This is a genomic window from Mesorhizobium sp. M0119, assembly GCF_040322615.1.
Taxonomy (GTDB): Bacteria; Pseudomonadota; Alphaproteobacteria; order Rhizobiales; family Rhizobiaceae; genus Mesorhizobium.
Genome location: NZ_JAMYTU010000002.1, coordinates 117,371 through 139,525, shown reverse-complemented (window position 1 = coordinate 139,525; position 22,155 = coordinate 117,371). Strand labels below are relative to the sequence as shown.

The window sequence follows — 22,155 nt, the reverse complement described above, 5'->3', positions numbered from 1 at the left end:
TGATTGCCATGGATATCTGAGGGAATGGGTGAATGGTGAATAGTGAATGGTGAGTGGGACTTAGCCGGTACCACTACGGGCTACTCACTACCGACTATTCACCATTTCACCTAACCAATCTTGTTCGGAATCCGCGCCTCGATCTTGCCCAGGGTGAAGACGAGGATGCCGGTGATCGCCATATAGATCAACGCGAGGAGCAGCAAGGGTTCATAGGTGAGGTAGGTATCCTGACGCACCTTTGAAGAGACGGCGAATATGTCGATCACGCTGATGGTCGCCACCAGCGGCGTCGATTTCAGCTGCAGCACGGTTTCGCCCGTCAGTGTCGGCAGCGCGCGGTAGAAGGCCTGCGGCAGCCAGATTCGCTGGAAAATCCTCCAGCGGCTCATGCCGAAGGCGCGGGCGGCTTCCAATTGGCCTTTCGGCACGCCGGCGAAAGCGCCTCGCATCACCTCGCCCTCGTAACCGGCGAAGGACAGCGTCAGCCCGAGGACGCCATAGGGCCATGCCTGCCTCAGATAGGGCCACATCCAAGACTCGCGAATCCATGGATATTGTGGAAACAGCGAGCCCAGCCCGTAATAGAGCAACCAGAGCTGCAGCAGCAGCGGCGTCCCTCTGATGACGGTGCAGAAGACCTTGGCGGGTGCCGCGAACCAGAACGAGCCGGCAGCCTGCGCCAGCCCGAGCGGCACGGCGAGCAGGAAGCCCAGCGTGCAGGTGACGGCAAGAATCCACAGCGCGCGCCAGATGCCGAGCAATCCCATCCCGCAATATTTAGGCAGCCAGTCCCAGCGCATGAAGACAGCCGCCGCCAAAACCAGTCCCAGCGCGATCAGGATCAGCACGATACGATGCGGCTTCAGCCACAGCGAAGCGCGTACGGCTATCTCGACGGCCGCTTCGCCAGTCATCACCGGGCCAGCCATCACCGGGCCTCCTTGAGCGAGGGCATGCCGCGGCGGGCCCAGCTCTCGATGCGGCCGATGATCAGGTTCGAAACCAGCGTCAACAGAAGGTAGATCGCGCCGGCGGCGACAAAGAATGTCAGATAGGCTTTGGTTACGCCGGCCGCCTGCCGTGTCGCCAATGTCAGCTCGAAAAAGCCGACGACCGCCAGCAGGGCGGTGTCCTTGGTGGCGATCAGCCAGAGATTGGCAAGGCCGGGTATGGCGAACGGCAGCATCGCCGGCAGCGTGATGCGCCGCAGCAGCAGGCCGGGAGACATGCCATAGGCGCGCGCGGCTTCGATCTGGCCTTGCGGAATGGCGAGGATCGCCCCGCGGATCACCTCGGTCGAATAGGCGCCCTGGCAGAAGCCGAGCACGGCAATGCCGGCCGCCAGCCCGCTAATGTCCATGCGCTGATAGCCCATTGCCGTCAGCATCTGATTGATCAGGTCGGTGCCGGCGTAATAGAGCAGAAGGATCAGCACCAGCTCCGGCACGGCGCGCACGACGGTCGTATAGACTGCCAGGAGATCGCGCACCACCGGACCACCATACAGCTTGCCGGAGGCGCCGCCGATGCCGATCAAAAGGCCGAGACAGGTGGCGCCGACCGCGATCTCGATCGTATGGAGCAGCCCAACGATGAGCGTTCCACCCCAGCCCGGCGGCACGGGCGAGAGAAGCGCGATGGCAGAGGCGGCCCAAGCCGGAACAAATGCGTCGATCAGCGTCGCCCTCGAATTGCTGGCGCTAAAACCGCCGGCGATCTCCGCCCGCGGAAGCTCGCGTGGATAATTTTCGGCGAAACCACGCGGCCCTATCGGGCGCCGCGTGGTTATTCGCTCATGGGACGCGGCCGTCAGTTCGACTGCGTGTCGGCGCCGTAAATGTCGAAGTCGAAGTACTTCTTCGAAATCTCGTCATATTTGCCGTTGGCGCGGATGGCCTTGATGCCGGCGTTGATCTTTTCCTTCAACTCGGTGTCTTCCTTGCGGACGCCGGCGCCGACGCCGGGCCCGAGTATGGCCAGATCCGGCGCGACCATGCCTTTCAGATCGCAGCATTGCTTGCCCTGGTCCGATTTCAGGAAGGCATCGAGGGCGATGGAATCGGCCTGCACCGCGTCGACCCGGCCGGCGGCAAGATCCTGGTTGGCCTCGTCTTGGGTCTGATATTCCTTGATTTCCGCCGCGTCAGCGAAGTGCTTCTTGGCGTAGTCGGCGTGCACGGTCGAGACTTGGACGCCGATGATCTTGCCCTTGAGGTCCTCCGGTGTCGAGCCGAACTTCTGGTCCTTCGGCCCGATGATCGCAGTCGGGGTGTTGTAATATTTGTCGGAGAAGTCGATCGTCTTCTTGCGTTCGTCGGTGATCGACATCGAGCTGGCGATGACGTCGATCTTCTTGGTCGTCAGCGCCGGGATGATGCCGTCCCAGGCGACCGGCGTGATGACGCAGTCGAGCTTCTCCTCGGCGCAGACAGCGTCGATGAATTCGATTTCCCAACCGACCCATTTGCCGGAAGCATCCGGCGAGGTGAACGGCGGATAGGGCTCGGCAGCGACACCGATCTTGACCGGATCGGCCTTGGCCACGCCCATGGCGGCAACGCCAAGCAGTAGCGCTGCGGCAAAGGTCTTGAGAATAATCTTCATCGTCATGACTCCCAGTTTTGTTGTTGTTCCCGGTTTTCGTCCGCCCACAGATTAACTGATGTTGCGGATGAACTGCTTCAGCCTTTCGGATTTTGGTGCGCCGAAGATCTGTTCCGGCGGCCCTTCTTCCTCGACCAGCCCGTTATGGAGGTAGACGACATGCGTCGCGACCTCGCGGGCGAACTTCATCTCATGGGTGACCAGCACCATGGTGCGGCCTTCGCGCGCCAGGTCGCCGATCACCTTCAGCACCTCGCCGACCAGCTCCGGGTCGAGCGCCGAGGTCGGCTCATCGAACAGCATGACGCGCGGATTGATGGCCAGCGCCCTGGCGATCGCGGCGCGCTGCTGTTGGCCGCCCGACAGATAGGCGGGATAGACGTCGCGTTTTTCGGCCAGGCCGACGCGGGCGAGCAATTTTTCCGCCTCGCCGATCGCCACATCGCGCTTGACGCCGAGCACATGCACGGGAACCTCGATGACGTTCTCGATCAACGTCATGTGACTCCACAGATTGAAGTTCTGGAAAACCATGCCGAGTTTGGAGCGGATGCGTTCGATCTGCTTGCGGTCGGCGGGCACGGTGTGGCCGTAGCTGTCGGCCTTCAGCTTAATCTCTTCGCCATTGACCCGGATCATGCCGCTGGTCGGGTTCTCCAGGCAGTTGATGCAGCGCAGCAGCGTCGACTTGCCCGAGCCGCTGCCGCCGATGATGGCGATCACCTCGCCATCGCGCGCCGACAGCGAAACGCCCTTCAATACATGCAGTTTGCCGAAATTCTTGTGCAGGTTCTCGACGTGGATGGCTTCGGCAGCGCCGTTCTGCGCCGTATGCTTCAGGGCGGTGGCCGGCGCTGTCATCGTCGCGGTGCCCCGCGGAGCAGCCGAGGCAGTCCTTGCTGGAATTTTTTACCCATTACCCGTCACTGGACAGCGTTCCGATTCTCAAGATGGACCGTTCCGCTTGCCTCCGTCAACCGCAGTTTTTGGACCATTGATCACGGCCAGCCGAGTGGCTATTGGCAGGAGGGGCGCGTTTCAGGAGAATTTAGTGGGCAAAGCATACGGGTCGCAGTCGATGGTCGGGCCGCTGCAGCGTGTGCTGATGCGCCCCGCCGCCAGCGCCATGCATCGAGCCAAAGCACTGGATTGGCACTACGGTCCCGGCTTCGACCCGCAAAAAGCGGCGGTCCAGTATGAAGCGTTGGCCAGGCTGATTTCGGCCTCAGGCGCCGAAATCGAATGGCTGAACGACGCCGATGACGGGCTTGCCGATTCGGTCTTTACCCACGATCCCTCGCTGATGACCGATCATGGCGCGGTCATCCTTGCCATGGGCAAGGCGCTGCGCCGGCCCGAGCCCGGCCTGCACGAGGCAGCCTACGGGCGCATGGGCATCCCCGTCCTCGGCCGTATCGAGGCTCCCGGCCAGGTCGAGGGCGGCGACTGCGTGTGGGTGGATGCAAACACGCTGGCCGTCGGCCGCGGCGTGCGCACCAATCAGCACGGCATCCAGCAGCTCTCCAACCTGCTTTCACCCAAGGGCATCCAGGTCTACGGCTTCGACCTGCCGCTCTGGCAAGGCGAGGAGGCCTGCCTGCACTTGATGTCGGTGATCAGCCCGCTCGCCGACGATCTGGCGCTGGTCTATGCACCGCTCCTGCCGGTCGCCTTCCATCAGATGCTGCGCGAACGTGGCATTCGGCTGGTCGAGGGCGATGCCGACGAATTCTTCGCCTCGAACGGGCTCAGCCTGAACGTCCTGCCGACCGCGCCGCGCCAGGTCATCGCCGTTGCCGGTTTTCCGAAGACGGCGGCTGCCATGCAGGCCGCTGGCTGTACGGTCTCGACATTCGAGGCCGATGCGCTGTGCATTGCCTGCGAGGGCGGCCCGACCTGCCTCACACGCCCGGTGTTAAGACAATGACGACGATCGGCGAAGCGCTCATCACCTTGCTCGAAGCGCACGGCGTCGACACCGTCTTCGGCATTCCCGGCGTGCACACGGTCGAGCTCTACCGCGGGCTGGCGCGGTCGAAGATCCGTCACGTCACGCCGCGCCACGAGCAGGGCGCCGGCTTCATGGCCGACGGCTATGCGCGCGCCAGCGGCAAGCCGGGCATCGCCTTCGTCATCACCGGGCCGGGGCTGACTAACACCATCACCGCCATGGGCCAGGCGCGCGCCGATTCGGTGCCGATTCTGGTAATCTCGGGCGTCAACGCCACACCGACGCTGGGCAAAGGCCTTGGCCATCTGCATGAACTGCCGGACCAGCGCGGCATGATGGAGAAGGTGGCGCTGTTTTCGCACCGTGTCACCGAGGCCGGCGAACTGCCCGGCGTGCTCGCCCGTGCCTTTGCGCTGTTTTCATCCTCGCGTCCGGGTCCGGTGCACATCGAGATCCCGACCGATGTCATGAGCCTGCCTGCCAACGGCATCGTGCCGCTGCTGCGGAATTCAGCGCCGCCCGAGCCGGATGTGGCGGCGATTGCAGAGGCGGCATGGCTATGCGCGTCTGCCCGCCGGCCGCTTATCCTGGCCGGCGGCGGCGCCAAAGCTGCCGAAGCGCCGTTGCAGCGCCTGGCCGAGAGGTTGGGAGCGCCGGTCGTCCAGACCGCCAATGCGCGCGGCCTGCTCTATCGCCATCCGCTTGGCGTGCCGGCCAGCCCCAGCCTGAAGGCGGTGCGTGCGCTAATGGCCGATGCCGACCTGGTCATTGCCGCCGGCACCGAATTCGGTCCGACCGACTATGATGGCTATGGCGACGGCGGTTTTGTCCTGCCCGCCAATCTGATCCGCATCGACATCGGCGCCGACCAGCTTGCCCGCCGGCCTGCGCGGATTTCGATCCAGGCCGATTGCGGAGCGGCGCTCGACGCGCTGCATGCCGAACTCGGCACGGGCGAGGCGCAATCGGGCGACGGCGCCGCTCGCGCCGCCGCGACGCGGCAAGCGGCCTTTGCCGAGATTGGCCCGGCTATGCAGGCGCAATTGCGCGCCGTCGAGACGATCCGTGATGCACTGCCTGGCGCGATCATCGTCGGCGATTCGACCCAGCCGGTCTACGCCGCCAACCTCTACTACGATCACGACCGGCCGGGCGGCTGGTTCAACGCCGCCACCGGCTTCGGCGCGCTCGGCTATGGCCCGCCGGCGGCGATCGGTGCCGTCCTTGCCAGGCCTGAGGCGCCGGTCGTTTGCCTCACCGGCGATGGCGGCTTCCAGTTCACCCTGCCGGAACTGGGCGCCGCGCTCGACGCGGCGGCGCCGGTGATCTTCGCCGTCTGGAACAATCGCGGCTACCGCGAGATCGAAACCTCGATGCTCGACGTCGGTGTCGAGCCGGTCGGCGTCTCCCCGGCCCCGCCGGATTTCTGCAAATTGGCCGAAGCCTATGGCATTGCCGCAGAGCGGATTTCCGGCGCCGGCGGCTTAGCGGACGCGCTTGGGCGCGCGCGGGCGACTGGACGACCTTACGTCATCGAGATTTCGGTTGAGTGATCGCGCTAAAGGCGCGACCTTCCGCATCGGCGGCGCGCAATGACGGAGCGGTCGAATATGACGGAAACACTGGACGGCAGACATATCGTGGTGACCGGCGGCACCGGTGCGCTTGGCGGCGCGGTCGTAGGAAAACTGCTGGAGCAGGGCGCGATCTGCCATGTGCCCAATGCCCACGCTGCCGCGCCTGCGCATTTTCCCTTCCCGGCGCATGACCGCGTCAGGCTGGCGCATAATGTCGACCTTGCCGACCCTGCCAAGGTCGACGCCTTCTATGCCAGCGTTCCGGATTTATGGGCATCGGTGCATCTGGCCGGCGGCTTCACCGCCGCGCCGGTCGAGAAGATCGAGCCCGCCTCCTTCGCCGAGATGATGGACACCAACGCCCGCACCACCTTCCTGTGCTGCCGCGCGGCGATACGCTCGATGCTGGAATCTTCCGTGCCGGGCCGCATCGTCAATGTCACCGCTCGAGCCGGGCTCGATCCGCGGCGCGGCTCCGGCAAGGTGGCCTACGCTGCGGCCAAGGCGGCGGTCGCCGCGATGACCGTCGCGATGGCCGAAGAGCTGAAGGGCAACGGTATCCTGGTCAACGCCGTGGCGCCCTCGACGCTCGACACGCCGGCCAACCGTGCTGACATGCCGAACGCAGATTTCAGCAGATGGGTCAGCCTTGAAGCGGCGGCCGAGGCCATTGCCTACCTTGCCTCGCCGGCCAACATGGCCATCAGCGGCACGCTGGTGCCACTCTACGGCCGGGCCTGAGCCTGCGGTCCGTCACAAGCAAAAGGTCACAAGCAAAAGCCCCGCCGGATCGTTCCGGCGGGGCTTTTTGTTTCGTTTATAACCCGCGCGAGGCGCGGTATTGGCTTAGCTGCCCTGCTTCTTCAGCGCGGCACCCAGGATGTCGCCCAGCGAAGCGCCGGAGTCGGTCGAACCGTATTGGGCGACCGCTTCCTTCTCTTCGGCGATTTCCAGCGCCTTGATCGAGACCTGCAGCTTGCGGGTCTTCTTGTCGAAGGCGATGACGCGGGCGTCGACCTTCTGGCCGACGGTGAAGCGCTCGGGGCGCTGCTCGTCGCGGTCGCGGCTCAGATCGGAGCGCTTGATGAAGGTCTCGATGCCGCTGTCGACCAGCCGCACTTCCAGACCGCCATCCTTGACGCCGATAACCTCGCAGGTGACGACCGCGTTCTTGCGCAGTTCGCCCGAAGTTGCCGCTTCGCCGACCGTGTCCTTGGCCAGTTGCTTGATGCCGAGCGAGATGCGCTCCTTGTCGATGTCGACGTCGAGCACCTGCGCCTTGACCATGTCGCCGCGATTGTACTCTTCGATGACCTGCTCGCCCGGACGGGTCCAGTCGAGGTCGGAGAGGTGCACCATGCCGTCCACGTCGCCTTCGAGGCCGATGAACAGGCCGAACTCGGTCTTGTTCTTGACCTCGCCCTCGACCTGGCTGCCGACCGGATGGCTGCTGGCGAAAGCCTGCCACGGATTCTCGAGCGTCTGCTTGAGCCCGAGCGAGATGCGGCGCTTGGCCGGATCGACCTCGAGCACCACCACGTCGACTTCCTGGGTCGTCGACAGGATCTTGCCGGGATGCACGTTCTTCTTCGTCCACGACATTTCCGAAACGTGGATGAGGCCTTCGATGCCCGGCTCCAGCTCGACGAACGCGCCGTAGTCGGTGATGTTGGTGACGGTGCCCTTGATCTTCTTGCCGATCGGGAACTTCGTGCCGATCTCCGACCACGGATCGCTCTCGAGCTGCTTCATGCCGAGCGAGATGCGGTGTGTTTCCTGGTTGATGCGGATGATCTGCACCTTGACCGTCTGGCCGATGTTGAGGATTTCGGTCGGATGGTTGACGCGGCGCCAGGCCATGTCGGTGACATGCAGCAGGCCGTCGATACCGCCGAGGTCGACGAACGCACCGTAGTCGGTGATGTTCTTGACGACGCCTTCGACCACCTGGCCTTCTTCGAGGTTCTGTACGATTTCCGAACGCTGTTCGGCGCGGCTTTCCTCGAGCACGGTGCGGCGCGACACCACGATGTTGCCGCGGCGGCGATCCATCTTGAGGATCTCGAAGGGCTGCGGGTTGTGCATCAGCGGCGAGACGTCGCGGATCGGGCGGATATCGACCTGGCTGCGCGGCAGGAAAGCCACGGCACCGTCGAGGTCGACGGTGAAGCCGCCCTTGACCTGGTTGAAGATGACGCCTTCGACGCGTTCGCCCTTGGTGAACTTCTCTTCGAGGCGGACCCAGCTCTCTTCGCGGCGAGCCTTTTCGCGCGACAGCATGGCTTCGCCAAGCGCGTTCTCGATACGCTCGACATAGACCTCGACCGTGTCGCCGACCTTGAGCGTCGTGTCCTTGCCCTTGACGCCGAATTCCTTCAGCGGCACGCGGCCTTCGACCTTGAGGCCGACGTCGATGATAGCCATGTCCTTCTCAATGGCAGTGATGATGCCCTTGACGACCTGGCCTTCGCCGGAATGGCCGGCGGAAAACGATTCTTCGAGCAGGCTCGCGAAATCATCGCGAGTGGGATTTGCAACTGACATAGTTTCTCCTGGAATGCCCCGCAATCTGTCGCGGGGCGGGCGCCGTGGGTTAGCGTTGCGTTGGCCTGCCGGCGTTCCGGGCAAAAAGCCCTTGGCCGCCCTTGAGCGGCAATTCCGGCGCATGAAGAATGCTGGCAGGCTGGTTCACGCCCAATATGGGAATTCTTTTGTCGCCGGCAATCGGCGGCGGCAGGAAAACCCGGCTCAGGCTTCGTTTCTCTTGGCCAAGACATCGTCGACGATCGCCTGAGCTGCCAGAAACGCGGCCTCTATAGCCATTTCCGACGTGTCGAGCAAGTGCGCATCGGCGGCCGGCTTCAAGGGCGAGTCCATGCGGCCCATGTCGCGCTCGTCGCGGCGCACGATATCGGCAAGGATTTCATCGAAATTGGCAGTGCCGCCGATGCTCTCGATTTCGTCCAGCCGCCGCTTTGCCCGCACCTCGGCACTGGCCGTGACATAGAGTTTTACGTCGGCATCGGGACAGACGACAGTGCCGATGTCGCGGCCGTCGAGCACCGCACCCGGTGGGGTTTTTGCGAAGGCGCGCTGCTTGTCGACCAGGATGCGCCGCACCGACGGGATGACAGCCACTTTCGAGGCAGCCTCTCCGACGGCGTGTGCCGAAAGCACGGCGCGGTCGAGCTTTGCCAGATCGACCTGACGAGCTGCCGTTTCAGCGGCCGAGACATTGTCGAGCGGCAGGCCGAGCCGGAGCAGCGAATGCGCCACCGCGCGATAGGTAAGGCCGGTGTCGAGCAGGTTCAGCCGGTAGTGATCGGCCAGCCGCCGGGCGAGAGTGCCTTTGCCGGCGCCGGCAGGGCCGTCGATGGCGATGGTGAAGGTTGAGGTCATTGGCCGCCCACCGGATTCGAAAAGCGCAATGATCCAGATTGGCGTGGCGATCCTTCGCGCCCCCCTCTGTCCTGCCGGACATCTCCCCCACTTGGGGGGAGATCGGCGGCCATCGCGGCTTTCGCCAATTGTCTACGTCGGAGGATTGAGCGGAGCGCCGAAGCTGCCAATCTCCCTCCTTGTGGGGGAGATGTCCGGCAGGACAGAGGGGGGCGCTGTCCCGCCGACGTTCCAGTTTGGCCCCAACGCCCAAGGCTATTGATTGCCATCAAGCTACTCGATCTCCGCGCCCAGCCCCTTCATCAGCCCCATGAATTCCGGAAAGCTCGTTGCGATCATAGCCTGATCGTCGATGGTTACCGGTTTTTCCGTCGCCAGCCCCATCACCAGAAAGCTCATGGCGATGCGGTGGTCGAGATGGGTCTGGACGATGGTGCCCTGTCCGTTGGGGTGTTGGCCGAGGCCCTTGCCGCCGGGTTTTCCGCGCACGGCCAGCGTGGCCTCGCCCTCGCTGCAATCGACGCCGTTGAGCTTCAGACCGTTGGCGACCGCCGACAGCCGGTCGGATTCCTTCACGCGCAGCTCTTCCAGGCCAAGCATCAGCGTTTCGCCCTCGGCGAAGCTGGCCGCCACGGCAAGCACCGGATACTCATCGATCATCGTCGGCGCCCGTTCGGGCGGTACGGTGACGCCTTTCAGCTCGGAGTAACGCACGCGCAGGTCGGCGACGTCTTCGCCGCCTTCATTGCGGCGGTCGAGAATGTCGATCCGGGCGCCCATTTCCTGCAGCGTCAGCAGAAGGCCTGTGCGGGTCGGGTTCATCAGCACGTTTTCGATGGTAATGTCCGAACCCGGCACGATCAGCGCCGCCACCAGCGGAAAGCCGGCCGAGGAGGGGTCGCCAGGCACCGCGATCGTCTGCCCCATGAGCTTGCCCTGGCCTTCGATGAAAATGTGTCGCACGCCGCGCTCGTCGGTCTCGACCGACAGATTGGCGCCGAACCCCTTGAGCATCTTTTCGGTGTGGTCGCGCGTCATCACCGGCTCGATGACGGTCGTAATACCCGGCGTGTTCAACCCGGCGAGCAGCACCGCCGATTTTACCTGCGCCGAGGCCATCGGCACGCGGTAGGTGATCGGTGCGGCGTGCTTGGGCCCGTGCAGCGTGATCGGCATGCGGTCGCCAGGCGTCGCCTTCAGCACCTGCACGCCCATCTGGCGGAGCGGTTCGAGCACGCGGCCCATCGGCCGGCCGGACAGCGAGGCGTCGCCGATGAAGGTGGTTTCCATGTCATAGGTGCCGACCAGGCCCATGGTGAGGCGGGAGCCCGTGCCGGCATTGCCGAAATCGAGCGGGCCTTCCGGCTGCAGCAGCGCGCCGTTGCCGGTACCGCGGATCACCCACTCAGCGCCATGCTTCTCGATATGAGCGCCCATGGCCTTCATGGCAGCGCCCGTACGCATTACGTCCTCGCCTTCCAGCAGCCCGGTGATGCGGGTTTCGCCGGAGGCCAGCCCACCGAACATGAACGAGCGGTGCGAGATCGATTTGTCGCCCGGCACCCGTGCCGCGCCGGAAAGGCCAGATGATTTGCGGGCGGTGGCCTGCTTCGGGGCGGCAGTGTGCGACATGGTTCTTTCCTGGGAAACGCCGGCGGCCGGTCATTTTCGTCTGGTTTGCGCGGTCTCCTATCATGGCGGACCGAAATGGTCATCCCCTTGGTATGAAGGCCTTCGAATTCAAGCTTTTTGGGACGCCGGCTTTTCGCTTTGACAGCGCCGTAAACTCTGGTTAAGGGGACCAAACTTTCATCGACGAGGCTTGCTGTGGCAAAACCCGAACTTGGCACCAAACGCATCGACCCGGAGACGGGTCGAAAATTCTATGACTTGAACAAGGACCCGATCGTCTCGCCTTACACGGGCAAGAGCTATCCGCGCTCCTATTTCGAAGAAGGCAAGATCGCCGCTGTCGAGGAGGAAGAGGAAGTTGCCGAGAAGGAAGTGGACGCCGAGGAGGAAGAGGGCGTCGAGGTCGTCTCGCTCGAAGAGGCGGACGAGGACGCGAAGGCCGACGAACTTCCCGATCTCGGCGACGATGAGGACGACGTCGATCTTGGCGATGACGAGGATGATACGTTTCTCGCCGACGAGGAGGAAGAAGACGACGACGTTGCCGACATGATCGGCGTCGGCGAAGATGACGACGAAGTCTGAGCGAACCGCATTCGCCGGCTTTCGCCGCGCCGCCTGGAAAAAGCGGTTCTTGAAGGCTTGATATTGACTGAAGGCGGGGTTAGAAGCCGCCAGCACTAACGGCGCGGTCTAGAACCCGCGCCGGATCTCTTCGCCGGAAACGGCGCCGGCGAACTGCCGGAGTGGGGCCATAGCTCAGTTGGGAGAGCGCTTGAATGGCATTCAAGAGGTCGTCGGTTCGATTCCGATTGGCTCCACCAGTTCTTCCTACAAGGAAATCAACAACTTAGTTGATGTCCGGTTTCGGGCCATTCTGCTAAAAATCCCTTGGGCACCGCCGGGGCACCGCCAGACTCCTTTTCGACCTAGAAAAGAGTTTGCCCCGCTGGGGGCGTTATTATTTACACTGCTCCTCGCCGGGGGTGATACACAATGACTTTCGATGAGTGGATTTCTGGTGGCGAGGTCCGACTGGCCGAAGCAATCCAGCAAGCTGCGCAAGAAACTCTGCAGCTCGACTTTAAAGGTTCGGCTGCCGGGAAGCCCGGCGCACTGTTCAACGACGGCAAGCTGACAAAGGACGGGCGGCGAGCTATCGGAAAAGTGCTTTCGGCGTTTAGCAACTCGGCTGGCGGGGTGGTGTTAATCGGCGTGGATTGCAGATCGATTGGCGAGGGGGCGGACGTCGCTCAAGCGCTCGATCCTGTACCAGTCTGGGAGACGGCCTTGAGCGCGGTAAGCTCGGCCGTTGGAGACCTACTACAGCCGAAGAACGGTGGCATTCGAGTGGCCGGATTTCCGTCTATGAATGATAATTCCGTTGGTTACCTATTAATCGACGTCCCTCGTTCGGAACGACGTCCGCACATGTGCAACATGGCGAAGCAGTATTTTAAGCGATCTGCTTCGAGCAGCTATGCGATGGAGCATTTCGATATCGAAGACGCTTTTCGCAGAAACGGCTCTCCGGACCTGGATCTTGTATATGACTTCACGAAGAACGTGACCTCCGGACCGCTGGTGAACGCCTCAATCAGCTTAGCGATAAAGAACGAGGGCCTAGCGACAGCTAAGCATGTTTCGCTGACCGTTATTGAGCGGTCGGGGGTTGGGACAAAAAATGGCAGCCCATATGGCGCCAAGCTGACCAAGGTTCAACAATTCGGAGAGAGTCTTCGCCTAATCGGCCCAGAGGGTTTCGTGGTGAACCCTGGTGATACGCAAATCTTCGAGCATTTCGCAATCCAGTTCAACTTCGAAGGGCCGGTTTTCAAGGCAGGCGGAAGGCCAATCGACGCCGCGACCTTGGGTCCTGCTGATTTCGATCGTGGGGCCCGCCTATTGAAACCAGGCAACATAAAGATGAGCCCACCATGAGGCGGGGTGCTCTGAAGGGACTGTTTGCCCGCTGTTTTCAAGCATGAATCCCTGTTGGCGCGGCTCACTGCTCCTCCACTGTTCTCAGTGGGGAACGGCCGCCGGACGCTGTTCCGCCGCTGTTTTCAGCGAGCGTGCTAACCGTTCCCCAACTGTTTTCAATTGCAGCGGTTAATCCGGAATCCCCGAATTAAATTCGGCTCAAGCCCTTGGCGGCACCACTCAAACGAATGGCAATTATCTGTCTGAATGCGTTTAGGGTCCATTCGCGGAGGCCCACGCATCCGTCGCGTGGGGGACACAGTAACTTCCCCTTTAAAGGCGTCGAGATGCCACGAGCACCGAAAAGTCAGTTCCTTAGACCTAAAGATCGAGCGATCTGCCAGCGGGTTGTCGACCAGATAGCCGCCGACGCCAAATCGTACAGCACCTCGATAGACAGCCAGATTCTCGCGTCGACCACACTGTCTCTCTTTCAATCCGGGGTCGTCAATGAAGTGAATTTGCTGGCACATGTTCGCGCGCGTCGCCATGACTTCACCAAGCAGGCCGGCACTGCGTCGCAGGTCGCTTCTTGACGCCCTCAGGAGCTGGCCGGCATGCACCGGCACTCGCCACCTTGCCCGATAGCGAGTGAACTACAGGCCCGAATTGGTTGGGATAGATGTCAATGGAGGGTTCAAGGTTGCCTACGACATCGCGCAAGGCGCGGGTCCATTGGCGGATCGCTTCGTGCGACGTGGTGATGTTGTAGAGATTGCTCAACTATGGTTCTCGATAAAATTCTGTCGTGGCTTTTCCAACCGCGCCGTTGGGTCCGTTTTGCTCGTCAACGTATTGCTGGTTCACTTTTTTGAATTTTTGATCGATGGAATGCAACCGCTGAGCAACAAAGCTCCTGAGACGATTACAACTGCGGTCGTTCTTCATCGACAGGTTAGCCGTTAACTCATCCATGGCGTTAGTCGTTTGAATGGCCCACTGTCGCGTTTTCGCGTCACTAGCGACCACTGTGGATAGGAACGCGTTCCAACGCTTTCGCAATTTCGGCGACACCTTGCCCTCTAGCCGCGGATAGGTCGTAATAAGATACAGCGTATAATCCGCCTCCCTGACATAGCAAGTGGATGGCTCCGAATGGGCAAACTCAATCTCGCGTCTTATGGTTGCCGTCAGCTTGGCTCCCCCACGTCGGGTCAACTGTCGGCCGATTTCCTTGGTGGAGATTCCCGTAATTCCGTAGGGGGTATCCTTTGGGATGACTTTGACACCGGCCTGCGCAACTGAAGCACAAATCAATGTTCCAGCCATCGCCAAAGCGGCGAACAAGTTGGATGCTGCCGATGCTGCTCGCATATAGCCCCCACTAACGTTTACCAAAAATTGGCCACCGACTTGTCCCGGCAGCTAAACTTGCCGCCCGTACCCGAGTCCTTGATGCTTCCGTTGCAGAAGCGGCCGTTGGAATATGTTACTCGTACAGGACAACTGGTGGTCAGGTGTACCCCGCTCACGCGCAAATCGCCAACTGCCGAGGCCGCGCCAGACAGCTTGCAGGCAGCAAATACCCCTAATTCCACGCTGCGTTACCCAGCCAAGCGGACAGCATCACCGATCAGCGGCCGAAAATTTGGATAAGCGCCCTAAGATCTCGCCGCCCCTTCCATCACAGACGAAAATGTCTGCCCTTGAGCATCAGGATATTCGGATCATCTTCCTCGTCTTCATCGGGCTCGTAAGCGGCCGGTGCCTCCAGCAGGTCGATGGCGGGCATCATTGAAAACAACGAAATGTAGGCGCGACTGCGGAGTGCTTAGTTTGATTTGACTCGCGTAATGCACCGGCAGTTTAATCTCCTGTCAGGGCAAAGAGGGGCCACGAACAGGGAGAAAACAATGGCCGTGCAAAAGGAAGACTACCGAACGAACAGAGCCGACTTTGCCATTGCTGCTATGCATAGTCGAGCGACCGCTGAGGACGACCGTGCCGAGCTAGTCGCATCAAGAAAGTCCCTTTGGCTCAGAGATCGGCGATCTGCAATATTGGTTGCAAACCCGTCAGAAAGCACCCCTCAACCGAAGGCTAAACCGCGCGGTTAGCGGGTCAGGTCGTAGCCACTTCCTCCTGCTATCGTCAATCGCGCCCTTGCGAGGGCGAAGCTTTTGACGTTGCGTGTGAGTAGGGGGATATCACATTGCGCAAACACCACACCTTCGCGGCGGCGGGGGCCGCGATTATCCTTTTGAGCGGATGCTCTGGTTCCGGGCCCAAGGATGCCGGATGGGGGTTCGCCAGGCCGAGGCAGCCGTCGCACTGGTTCTGTTTTGAACATCGGGGTGATGGCGAAGCCTATCTCTAGGGAGCGAGGATGATCACGCCGCCAAGACGACAGGGCGAATATGCCGATCGCGAGATCGACTGCCAGGAGGCGATGGAGCCGGGCTTTCAGGCGATCGTCGATTGCATGACAGAGGCCGGTTGGACGCGCGGGGAGATCATGCGGTCGCTTCGGCGGCTGATCGCGGCGGACAACATGACGCAGAAGGAAAACGCCAAGGTCGAGGCGCAGACCTTGCAGCATTGCCGCAGTTCGCTTGCCGACAACTATTCCTGCTGGAATTGACAGGGCCAATCTTCAGGCCTCGTCAAGCCAGAAGGCAACTCGGTCCGGGCGTCTCCGCAAGCCATGTTGAGCTGCCACTGGGACAGACCCGCCGAATTGGAAAGGTCGACGCCCTCGATACGGGTCAGAAAGAAAAAGGCGCGGTCAAAGTCTATCGGCGCGGTGAACCTCGCTCCTCGGAAGTCCGCCCGTGCGAGATTGGCAAACGAGAAGCGGCTGCCGCTGATATCGGCGTCATGGAACTGCGCACGCCCCAATTCTGCCTTTGTGAAATCAACATTGGTCAGATTGGCGTCCTGGAAATTCGAGCGCTGCATTTCCGCGCTCGCAAACACAGCGCCCTGCGCGTCCATACGGCTGAAGTCGGTCCTGTAGGCCTCGATTCTGTCGAACCGGGCGCCTTTGGCGGTCGAGTCGGCCAGGGAAGCACGCACAAGCGTTGCCTTCTCAAGATTTGCCGCAAGGAGATTGCTGTTCCTGAGGTCGGTCGAAGTGAAATCAACACCGAACAGGTTCGCCCCGCTCAGGTCCTGTCCTTCTAGGATGAGAAGCTTCTTGTCACACTCGTGCCAATTGACGCCAGGCGTCGCGGCTGCCTGGCAATTGTGAGCAGCAGTGGCGTTCTGCCAAGCAAACACAGTGCAAACCGCTAGAACCAAGCCGGATGCGCCGTAAGCTCTGGTTCGCCTCAAAGTCATTGTTGCTGGATCTCTGCTACTCGCCGACACTCAACCTTACCACATCTGCTGACACACCGTGACCACCGCCGTCACAGTCAGCGCATTTCTCATATTCAAGCTTTGATGTTGATCAACCGATCAACCCGCGCGTAGGGCGCGATTTGCGAGCCCCTCCCCATATCATCGGCGGTCCAGCAGAGATTCATTTGTCACCGGCCAGTCGCCCACTTATTTAGACCCGCTGCAGTGCGATAGCGATCCCCTGGCCCGAGCGGAGGGGCTTTCAGCCCAGGAACGCGCTGATGTCGTAATTTCCAATAGTCTTTGCGAGGTCTTCCGGCGAAGATCCGTGTTTGTTTTTGAGTGTCTTATCTGAGCCAGCTGAGAGCAGGAGCTTGATCAACTCGCCACGGCCGCGTGACTCAAATACGGCACGCCACAGCGGCGTGTTTCCATGATTATCCTGGGCAGTAACATCTGCGCCGGCCTTGATTAGAAGTTCGGCCGCTTCGCGCCGATATTCGCGAGCGGCAAAGTGCAGCGGCGTTTCCCCGTTCTTGTCCCTCACATTAACTTTCGATCCGCCCTCAATCAGTGCTGCGACGATCGCGTTGTCGCCATCTTTTGCGGCATAAAACAGTGGGGTCCGGCCCTCGCGATCTAGAGCATCGACATTATCTCCCTCCGAAATCGCCTGGATGACCTCAGGCAGGCTATGTCTCATCACCGCCCTGTGCACGGGTGTGGAACTATCTAGGTCGCTCATACATATGGCTCCGATTAGCCGATGGGTCTTCCAATTCATATTTGTCCGGGTCGTTCATTAGGTCGTTGAACTGCTCTTGAGTTAATCCTTCAGACTCTGCAGCTTGCTTTTCCCGCCAAAACTCGTTGCCTGGCTTGTGCCCGAAATCAGGTGTACCATCTAACAGAAGCCGACAATGAAGCCGGACTGATTGCGATCAGCACGGTGCCGAGCGTCACAGGCGCGAGGGACTTAACAACTGACATGATCATTTTGAGATCCTCCCCAAGCTCCCGTCGGTCAACATTCAGTCCTTGGGGTCGCAGGTGTAGTGCCCTTCGAAGCGTAGCCACTGCCGGCGGCCAACCGTTTCGGGATCGAGGCCGAAGCGATCCTGGCGCGCTCGATCGTCGTGCCGGCCGCGCCTGCCTCCGCATGACGGATGGCGCGGCTTCGCAAAGCGCACATGATTTCGTCACGTGAGATGCTGATGTCGCCAAGAACGTCATCGGGTAAACGGCTCAACTGGTCCGTTGCCGACAAGAGAGCTTTTCGCTCGGCGCGGAGGCGTAACCACCTGCGAAATGGACCAATGGCGGCAGCATGAATTATAACCATGATCAGATCGTCCCTTCATTGATCTGAATTGACCGGTACGGAACGGCGCGAACGGCACTCCGGGCGAGAGCGTCAGCCGTCCGCGAGGCAAGTTAGGCGTAGTGGTCGATGGATTGGTTTTGCCGCGGCGTGCCCATACGGCGGGCGGTGGCTGGCCCCGGGCCACGCATGTAATAAAGCTCCGGGCGGTAGCGCGGCGCGACGAATTTGCGAAACCCCGCAGCAAGTTTTGTGACGGGAGCCAAGAATTTCATGACTGTTCCCTTTCCCTTCGCCGGCTTGCACACGAGCCGGCGGGCCTGACGTTGCAACAAGGATATGACAGTCGAACCAGGCTCGGCTGTGGGAATTCCCACACCGGGGAAAACATTGGCGAAATCCGCTCCCAGTTTGCATCCCGGAAAGCGGGGCCTGCGGCCATCAAATTTCCTTGGATAGGGAGTAAGGTGAAGTACACTTGATTGAACAAGAGACCGTTGTGACAGGCTCTCTGGCCTTCATCTCAAGACTTTGCGATGCCGACCTCGCCGCGCTGACCAAACGGTGGCACGAGCGCAGCTATCGACACAACGAGCTAATCATTTCCCACGGCGACACTGGTCGCGATGTCTTCTTCCTGCTGGAAGGACGGGCTCGCGTGACACTGGTTTCAGCGGACGGCAGGGAGATAGCGTATCGCGATGTCGAACCGGGTGACATTTTCGGGGAGCTCGGAGGCATTGACGGGATTGCACGCTCTGCCAGCGTAGTCGCGCTGGAGGCAACCCGCGCTGCACGGCTGTCCGGCACAGCATTCCGGGATATCGTGATGACCCACCCGACTTTTGCCTGGATGCTGCTTGAGCATCTGTCTGCCCAACTCCGGCGCATGACCGAGCGGGTATTCGAATACAGCACTCTGGTCGTGCGAAAACGGCTGATCGTCGAGCTCCTGCATCGGGCGGAGAAAGCCGCACTCGTGGACGGCGAGGTGTCCATAAGCCCGGCACCGACGCATTCCGAGCTGGCGGCAACGATGAGCACGCACAGGGAAGCGGTCTCGCGCGAAATGAGCGACCTCGCCAAGAGAGGCCTGATCGAAAAGCGCGGCAGCAGGTTATTGCTGCATGACGTCTCGGCACTACGGGCGCTGGTCGACAAGAAGGAATAGAGAAGGCTGTCGCTGCGGCGGGGGCACCGCACGTTTCATACTCCTCGGCCGCAAGTGATTATTCCTTCCGGCAAACCGGGCAACCTAGCGTGCCAGCGCGCGGGTCGGGCTTTGATCGCTTCACCCCTTGCAAGAATCATGACTCGGCTTCTTGATGCGGGCACGGAACGTTATCCCCAGCCTGCTTGCAGACTTACAAGGGCGGATCGAAGGGTGAAGCCGCATGGACGTTAAATACAAAATCTTCGTCAGCTCGACCTACGCCGATTGGGTGGACGAAACACGGTCGGTCATCGAGGCCGTTCTTAACCTCGGGCATATTCCTGTGGGGATGGAGGCATTCCAAGCCAGCAATCGCGAGATCGACTGCCAGGAGGCGATGGAGCCTGGCTTTCAGGCGATCGTCGACTGCATGCTCGATGCTGGCTGGACGCGCGGGGAGATCATGCGGTCGCTTAGACGGCTGATCGCCGCCAACAACATGACGCAGAAGGAAAATGCCAAGGTCGAGGCGCAGATCGCCATCGCGCGCGCTATGATGCGCTTCGGCCGGCCTTGACGATCGACAGCCCAGCGCCAGTCGGCGATGGATGGGAACGATATCGGCCCCTATGTGTTAGAAATCCATGGACACTATGGAACCCCAGGGCCACGGGATGGCGGCCGATATTTTGACATCGGAAGTTGCCAATGCCAGGCAGCGCATCCACCGGACCGAGCTCGCGCTTCAACGCACTGAAGAAATGCTGGCCGAGAATCTTGCGCTGTGCAGCAGGATACGAACTGCGGTCGAGGCCGCAGACCGCTTGGTGGAGATCGATCCCCCCAGCGTTGAAGGACGCCGCGCGGGTTGACCTGGGCTGGCGTTTCATTCGTCGCGACCTTCAGGCCGGCGCCCAGGCCACCGGCGTCATCACCGTGCGAACAAGCCGGAACCAACGGCGACCACAAGCGGTTTACCAATCGAAGGGACCGCAATGGATTCGGAATAATGGAATTTTTGGATATGGAACTGGCGAGAGCCCGACAGCGGCTTAACCGGGCCGAGCGCTCCCTCGAACGTGCAAATGAAATGCTGGATGAAGGCTGCGGTGTCGGCATCAATATCGCGCTGTGCAGCAGGATCCGGGCTGCGCAACGACGCGTGGCCGAGGCGAGATTGCGGTTGACGAAGATCGAGCCTGGCCAGCCTGGCCGCACGGAGCAGCTCACAAGGTTTGAGCCTATTGGCCGATAGCCGCACAGCGATCTAGCGGCAGAGCGATAGGTCTGGCTCATGCGAAGCGGATGCGGCGTGGGCTGAACCGGCCTGCAGCTCGTGCGTCTGGCGATCGAGCTGACCTGCCCGGCCGGCGTGCTGCCGAGCGAGGAGGCAGTCAACTTGCTCTATGGACCGTTGCCGGTGCATGAGGGCGAGGCGCTTGCAAAGGCCATCATCGAAACCGTCGAGCGACTGACCCGGTGCCGAGACCAAGTCAGTGACCAAGCCCTAAAGCTTCGGCCGCAGATCGAGGGTCAACAGACGCGCTTCTCTTAGGATCGAGGCACGATCGAGCCCGATCAGAGATGCAATGTCACGTATTTGCTGCTCAGTGGCACCGGACACCCGTGCAAGCGCGCGTAGATTTTCGTCCGTCAGGCCTGCCGGCCTTGATTCTTTTTCGGCCATCACACCAATGCCTCCGGTTGGGGCAGGAGTGCGATGGTCGCTCCCAAGCGTCAGCGCCCATGGTGCGTAGCTGGCGATCTTTCATAGTACGTTCTCGCGCCGATTTTAGCCAGTGGCCTTCGTTTTAGGCAATGTCTCGGGTGACACTACCTTCTTTTAGTGGTCCTGATCCTCGTCGTCGAAGCCCAGCAGCGAAGCGTGGCGTACCATGATCATTTTATTAAATTAGCAATGATGCATGAACGGGCGTATAATCCGCTCCAGCTGGGGGCGAACGCTCTCAGCCGGTACGCCCAGCGGCCAAATCGCCCCTCCAACTGCCGTCGCGCTATCAGGTTATGATGGGTGACGACGTGAGACGGGATAAGCACAATCCGCCAACTATGAAGGGCAAAATCCACGGGTCGCCGGACAACGACGAACCGGGGCATTTGGAGTTCTGCCCAATTTGCGGCCAGACATTCGACAAGCGAAACCTTGTCGAAGTGCTGCATCATCACCTTCCCGAGCATGAGCCGTTCGCGACGGATAGGTGACAGAGGTCGAAGCCGCCTCGGTATTCCGCGAATTGGATAAAAAGTCCCGCCGCACATGCCAGGACGGCGGGATCCGATCAAGTGGCTTGCACCAGGCTGGGGGGATGCGGGGGTTGGGCTTGCCCGGTGCACGGGGACCGTCCGGAACTTTAGGCCCATCATCTGCAATGCGTCCACCAACCGTCGGTGGAAGAAATTCGGCTACCGACAGATCGGTCATCCCGGATCGCTGTGGCCAGCAACTCGTGCCAGTGACGGCATCTCGTGTGAAAGCCTTTGTTGAAGAAACTAAGGAACGGCTCACGCGCATGGCCGAGGAAGGCGGCAAGGTGACAATCGATCTTGGAACGCTTATGACGATTGATATCGACCAGGTCAGGCTGGTCGAGAAGTACAGGGCGCCGAAGCGCAAAAAGCCCCTGCGGGACATGCTGAATTAGCTCTTTGTATGTAAAAAACAGACATTGAACATTTTCCGGCAATCCTAGTTAGGATGGATGCCGCGCTATTTCTTCGACTTGTCCAGCAATGGAGAGACCTTCCCAGACCCTGAAGGTTCAGAGCTTCCGAGCCTGGAATCTGCGGAGGACGAGGCAGCAAAAACGCTGCTTGAAATCGCAAGAGAAAAGCTGTCCGATGGCACCTACCACGAGGCTGGCATTCAAGTCCGCGACGAAGCAGGCAACCAGCTAGTCCAGATCGTGGTCAAATTCGAACTGAACCGCATAGCGCCCATCAGACAATGAATCGATGGGAACCTGATCGTCTTCACCTTGAAGGTGCCCGGTCTGATCGTCTTCACCTTGAAGGTGCCCGGTTATGCCAAGCGCGGGCGTGGCGTCATGTGGCCGACCTTCATTCGACTATCGAAGAGACGCGTCGGACAATCGAAGCATCGCGCTAGTTGCTGGCCCAGCTAGCCGCCAAAGAGGACCGGCCCCCTGATAACTGATCAAGAAGAACGGCCGTCCCGGGCTGGCCGCCGCCGATCGCGGAACCTAGCTGAGACTAGTGTAATCGGCCGCCC

25 protein-coding genes and 1 tRNA gene are annotated in these 22,155 nt (G+C 61.0%); 12 read left to right on the top strand and 14 right to left on the bottom strand.

What is annotated here, in order from left to right; translation table 11 throughout:
• Positions 1 to 110 precede the first annotated feature (110 nt).
• From NKJ40_RS02535 to NKJ40_RS02520, 4 genes are all read right to left on the bottom strand, one after another.
• Positions 111 to 917 (bottom strand): ABC transporter permease, encoded by an 807-nt coding sequence (locus tag NKJ40_RS02535; protein ID WP_352464776.1) that lies wholly within the window; start codon positions 915 to 917, stop codon positions 111 to 113.
• A 14-nt stretch (positions 918 to 931) separates the two neighbouring features.
• Positions 932 to 1,597, bottom strand: coding sequence for an ABC transporter permease (locus tag NKJ40_RS02530; RefSeq protein ID WP_292660496.1), 666 nt, complete (start codon positions 1,595 to 1,597; stop codon positions 932 to 934).
• 215 nt (positions 1,598 to 1,812) lie between these two features.
• Complete coding sequence (locus tag NKJ40_RS02525; RefSeq protein ID WP_352464466.1) at positions 1,813 to 2,607, bottom strand: transporter substrate-binding domain-containing protein; 795 nt, start codon at positions 2,605 to 2,607, stop codon at positions 1,813 to 1,815.
• A 51-nt stretch (positions 2,608 to 2,658) separates the two neighbouring features.
• Positions 2,659 to 3,468, bottom strand: a complete 810-nt coding sequence (locus NKJ40_RS02520) for an ABC transporter ATP-binding protein (protein ID WP_352464465.1) — start codon at positions 3,466 to 3,468, stop codon at positions 2,659 to 2,661.
• 217 nt (positions 3,469 to 3,685) lie between these two features.
• Between NKJ40_RS02520 and NKJ40_RS02515 the strand changes: the two genes are divergently transcribed.
• From NKJ40_RS02515 to NKJ40_RS02505, 3 genes are read left to right on the top strand one after another with little or no spacing between them, the layout of a single operon-like run.
• Positions 3,686 to 4,534 (top strand): dimethylarginine dimethylaminohydrolase family protein, encoded by an 849-nt coding sequence (locus NKJ40_RS02515; protein WP_352464775.1) that lies wholly within the window; start codon positions 3,686 to 3,688, stop codon positions 4,532 to 4,534.
• Positions 4,531 to 6,111 (top strand): 5-guanidino-2-oxopentanoate decarboxylase, encoded by a 1,581-nt coding sequence (locus NKJ40_RS02510; protein WP_352464464.1) that lies wholly within the window; start codon positions 4,531 to 4,533, stop codon positions 6,109 to 6,111. The genes NKJ40_RS02515 and NKJ40_RS02510 overlap by 4 nt, the downstream gene beginning before the upstream one ends.
• 57 nt (positions 6,112 to 6,168) lie before the next feature.
• Positions 6,169 to 6,876, top strand: a complete 708-nt coding sequence (locus NKJ40_RS02505; protein WP_352464463.1) for an SDR family NAD(P)-dependent oxidoreductase — start codon at positions 6,169 to 6,171, stop codon at positions 6,874 to 6,876.
• Positions 6,877 to 6,981: 105 nt separating this feature from the next.
• On the opposite strand, the gene rpsA is transcribed toward NKJ40_RS02505, so the two are convergent.
• From rpsA to aroA, 3 genes are all read right to left on the bottom strand, one after another.
• Positions 6,982 to 8,679, bottom strand: coding sequence for a 30S ribosomal protein S1 (gene rpsA, locus NKJ40_RS02500; RefSeq protein WP_352464462.1), 1,698 nt, complete (start codon positions 8,677 to 8,679; stop codon positions 6,982 to 6,984).
• Between the two features lie 204 nt (positions 8,680 to 8,883).
• Complete coding sequence (gene cmk, locus NKJ40_RS02495; RefSeq protein WP_352464461.1) at positions 8,884 to 9,534, bottom strand: (d)CMP kinase; 651 nt, start codon at positions 9,532 to 9,534, stop codon at positions 8,884 to 8,886.
• 273 nt (positions 9,535 to 9,807) lie between these two features.
• Positions 9,808 to 11,166: a 3-phosphoshikimate 1-carboxyvinyltransferase gene (gene aroA, locus NKJ40_RS02490; protein ID WP_352464460.1), complete on the bottom strand. Its 1,359-nt coding sequence runs from the start codon at positions 11,164 to 11,166 to the stop codon at positions 9,808 to 9,810.
• A gap of 195 nt (positions 11,167 to 11,361) precedes the next feature.
• Here aroA and NKJ40_RS02485 point away from each other — a divergent pair, with 195 nt between their 5' ends.
• From NKJ40_RS02485 to NKJ40_RS02475, 3 genes are all read left to right on the top strand, one after another.
• Positions 11,362 to 11,751 carry a TIGR02300 family protein gene (locus NKJ40_RS02485; protein WP_352464458.1) on the top strand — a complete coding sequence of 130 codons (390 nt, stop codon included), beginning with the start codon at positions 11,362 to 11,364 and terminating at the stop codon, positions 11,749 to 11,751.
• Positions 11,752 to 11,914: 163 nt separating this feature from the next.
• Positions 11,915 to 11,990: transfer RNA gene (locus NKJ40_RS02480), tRNA-Ala, on the top strand.
• A gap of 172 nt (positions 11,991 to 12,162) precedes the next feature.
• Positions 12,163 to 13,107: an AlbA family DNA-binding domain-containing protein gene (locus tag NKJ40_RS02475; protein WP_352464456.1), complete on the top strand. Its 945-nt coding sequence runs from the start codon at positions 12,163 to 12,165 to the stop codon at positions 13,105 to 13,107.
• A 765-nt stretch (positions 13,108 to 13,872) separates the two neighbouring features.
• Here NKJ40_RS02475 and NKJ40_RS02470 read toward each other — a convergent pair.
• Positions 13,873 to 14,463 (bottom strand): DUF922 domain-containing protein, encoded by a 591-nt coding sequence (locus NKJ40_RS02470; protein ID WP_352464454.1) that lies wholly within the window; start codon positions 14,461 to 14,463, stop codon positions 13,873 to 13,875.
• Positions 14,464 to 15,475: 1,012 nt separating this feature from the next.
• On the opposite strand from NKJ40_RS02470, the gene NKJ40_RS02465 reads away from it, so the two are divergent.
• Positions 15,476 to 15,730 carry a hypothetical protein gene (locus tag NKJ40_RS02465; protein ID WP_352464452.1) on the top strand — a complete coding sequence of 85 codons (255 nt, stop codon included), beginning with the start codon at positions 15,476 to 15,478 and terminating at the stop codon, positions 15,728 to 15,730.
• Here the strand turns inward: NKJ40_RS02465 and NKJ40_RS02460 are convergent.
• The 4 genes from NKJ40_RS02460 to NKJ40_RS02445 all read right to left on the bottom strand — a co-directional run bounded on the left by NKJ40_RS02460 (position 15,712) and on the right by NKJ40_RS02445 (position 18,027).
• Positions 15,712 to 16,428 carry a pentapeptide repeat-containing protein gene (locus tag NKJ40_RS02460; RefSeq protein WP_352464450.1) on the bottom strand — a complete coding sequence of 239 codons (717 nt, stop codon included), beginning with the start codon at positions 16,426 to 16,428 and terminating at the stop codon, positions 15,712 to 15,714. The two genes, NKJ40_RS02465 and NKJ40_RS02460, sit on opposite strands and share 19 nt — an antisense overlap.
• Before the next feature lie 265 nt (positions 16,429 to 16,693).
• Positions 16,694 to 17,176, bottom strand: a complete 483-nt coding sequence (locus NKJ40_RS02455; RefSeq protein WP_352464448.1) for an ankyrin repeat domain-containing protein — start codon at positions 17,174 to 17,176, stop codon at positions 16,694 to 16,696.
• The gene (locus tag NKJ40_RS02450; RefSeq protein ID WP_352464774.1) at positions 17,160 to 17,342 is read right to left on the bottom strand and encodes a GH-E family nuclease; all 183 of its coding nucleotides are present in this window, start codon (positions 17,340 to 17,342) and stop codon (positions 17,160 to 17,162) included. The genes NKJ40_RS02455 and NKJ40_RS02450 overlap by 17 nt, the downstream gene beginning before the upstream one ends.
• A gap of 523 nt (positions 17,343 to 17,865) precedes the next feature.
• Positions 17,866 to 18,027 (bottom strand): hypothetical protein, encoded by a 162-nt coding sequence (locus tag NKJ40_RS02445; RefSeq protein ID WP_167522729.1) that lies wholly within the window; start codon positions 18,025 to 18,027, stop codon positions 17,866 to 17,868.
• A gap of 224 nt (positions 18,028 to 18,251) precedes the next feature.
• Between NKJ40_RS02445 and NKJ40_RS02440 the strand changes: the two genes are divergently transcribed.
• From NKJ40_RS02440 to NKJ40_RS02430, 3 genes are all read left to right on the top strand, one after another.
• Positions 18,252 to 18,923, top strand: coding sequence for a Crp/Fnr family transcriptional regulator (locus NKJ40_RS02440; RefSeq protein WP_029356805.1), 672 nt, complete (start codon positions 18,252 to 18,254; stop codon positions 18,921 to 18,923).
• A 223-nt stretch (positions 18,924 to 19,146) separates the two neighbouring features.
• Positions 19,147 to 19,482: a DUF4062 domain-containing protein gene (locus NKJ40_RS02435; protein WP_352464446.1), complete on the top strand. Its 336-nt coding sequence runs from the start codon at positions 19,147 to 19,149 to the stop codon at positions 19,480 to 19,482.
• Between the two features lie 97 nt (positions 19,483 to 19,579).
• Complete coding sequence (locus NKJ40_RS02430) at positions 19,580 to 19,777, top strand: hypothetical protein (RefSeq protein WP_352464444.1); 198 nt, start codon at positions 19,580 to 19,582, stop codon at positions 19,775 to 19,777.
• Positions 19,778 to 19,836: 59 nt separating this feature from the next.
• Here NKJ40_RS02430 and NKJ40_RS02425 read toward each other — a convergent pair whose 3' ends face one another.
• A complete protein-coding gene (locus NKJ40_RS02425) occupies positions 19,837 to 20,061 on the bottom strand; it encodes a hypothetical protein (protein ID WP_352464442.1) in 225 nt (74 codons plus the stop codon).
• Between the two features lie 351 nt (positions 20,062 to 20,412).
• Complete coding sequence (locus tag NKJ40_RS02420; RefSeq protein ID WP_352464441.1) at positions 20,413 to 20,592, bottom strand: hypothetical protein; 180 nt, start codon at positions 20,590 to 20,592, stop codon at positions 20,413 to 20,415.
• 844 nt (positions 20,593 to 21,436) lie between these two features.
• Here NKJ40_RS02420 and NKJ40_RS02415 point away from each other — a divergent pair.
• Entirely contained in the window at positions 21,437 to 21,568 is a 132-nt protein-coding gene (locus NKJ40_RS02415; RefSeq protein WP_352464439.1) for a hypothetical protein, read from the top strand.
• A gap of 57 nt (positions 21,569 to 21,625) precedes the next feature.
• Positions 21,626 to 21,874: a DUF6894 family protein gene (locus NKJ40_RS02410; RefSeq protein WP_352464438.1), complete on the top strand. Its 249-nt coding sequence runs from the start codon at positions 21,626 to 21,628 to the stop codon at positions 21,872 to 21,874.
• The last annotated feature ends 281 nt before the right edge of the window (positions 21,875 to 22,155 follow it).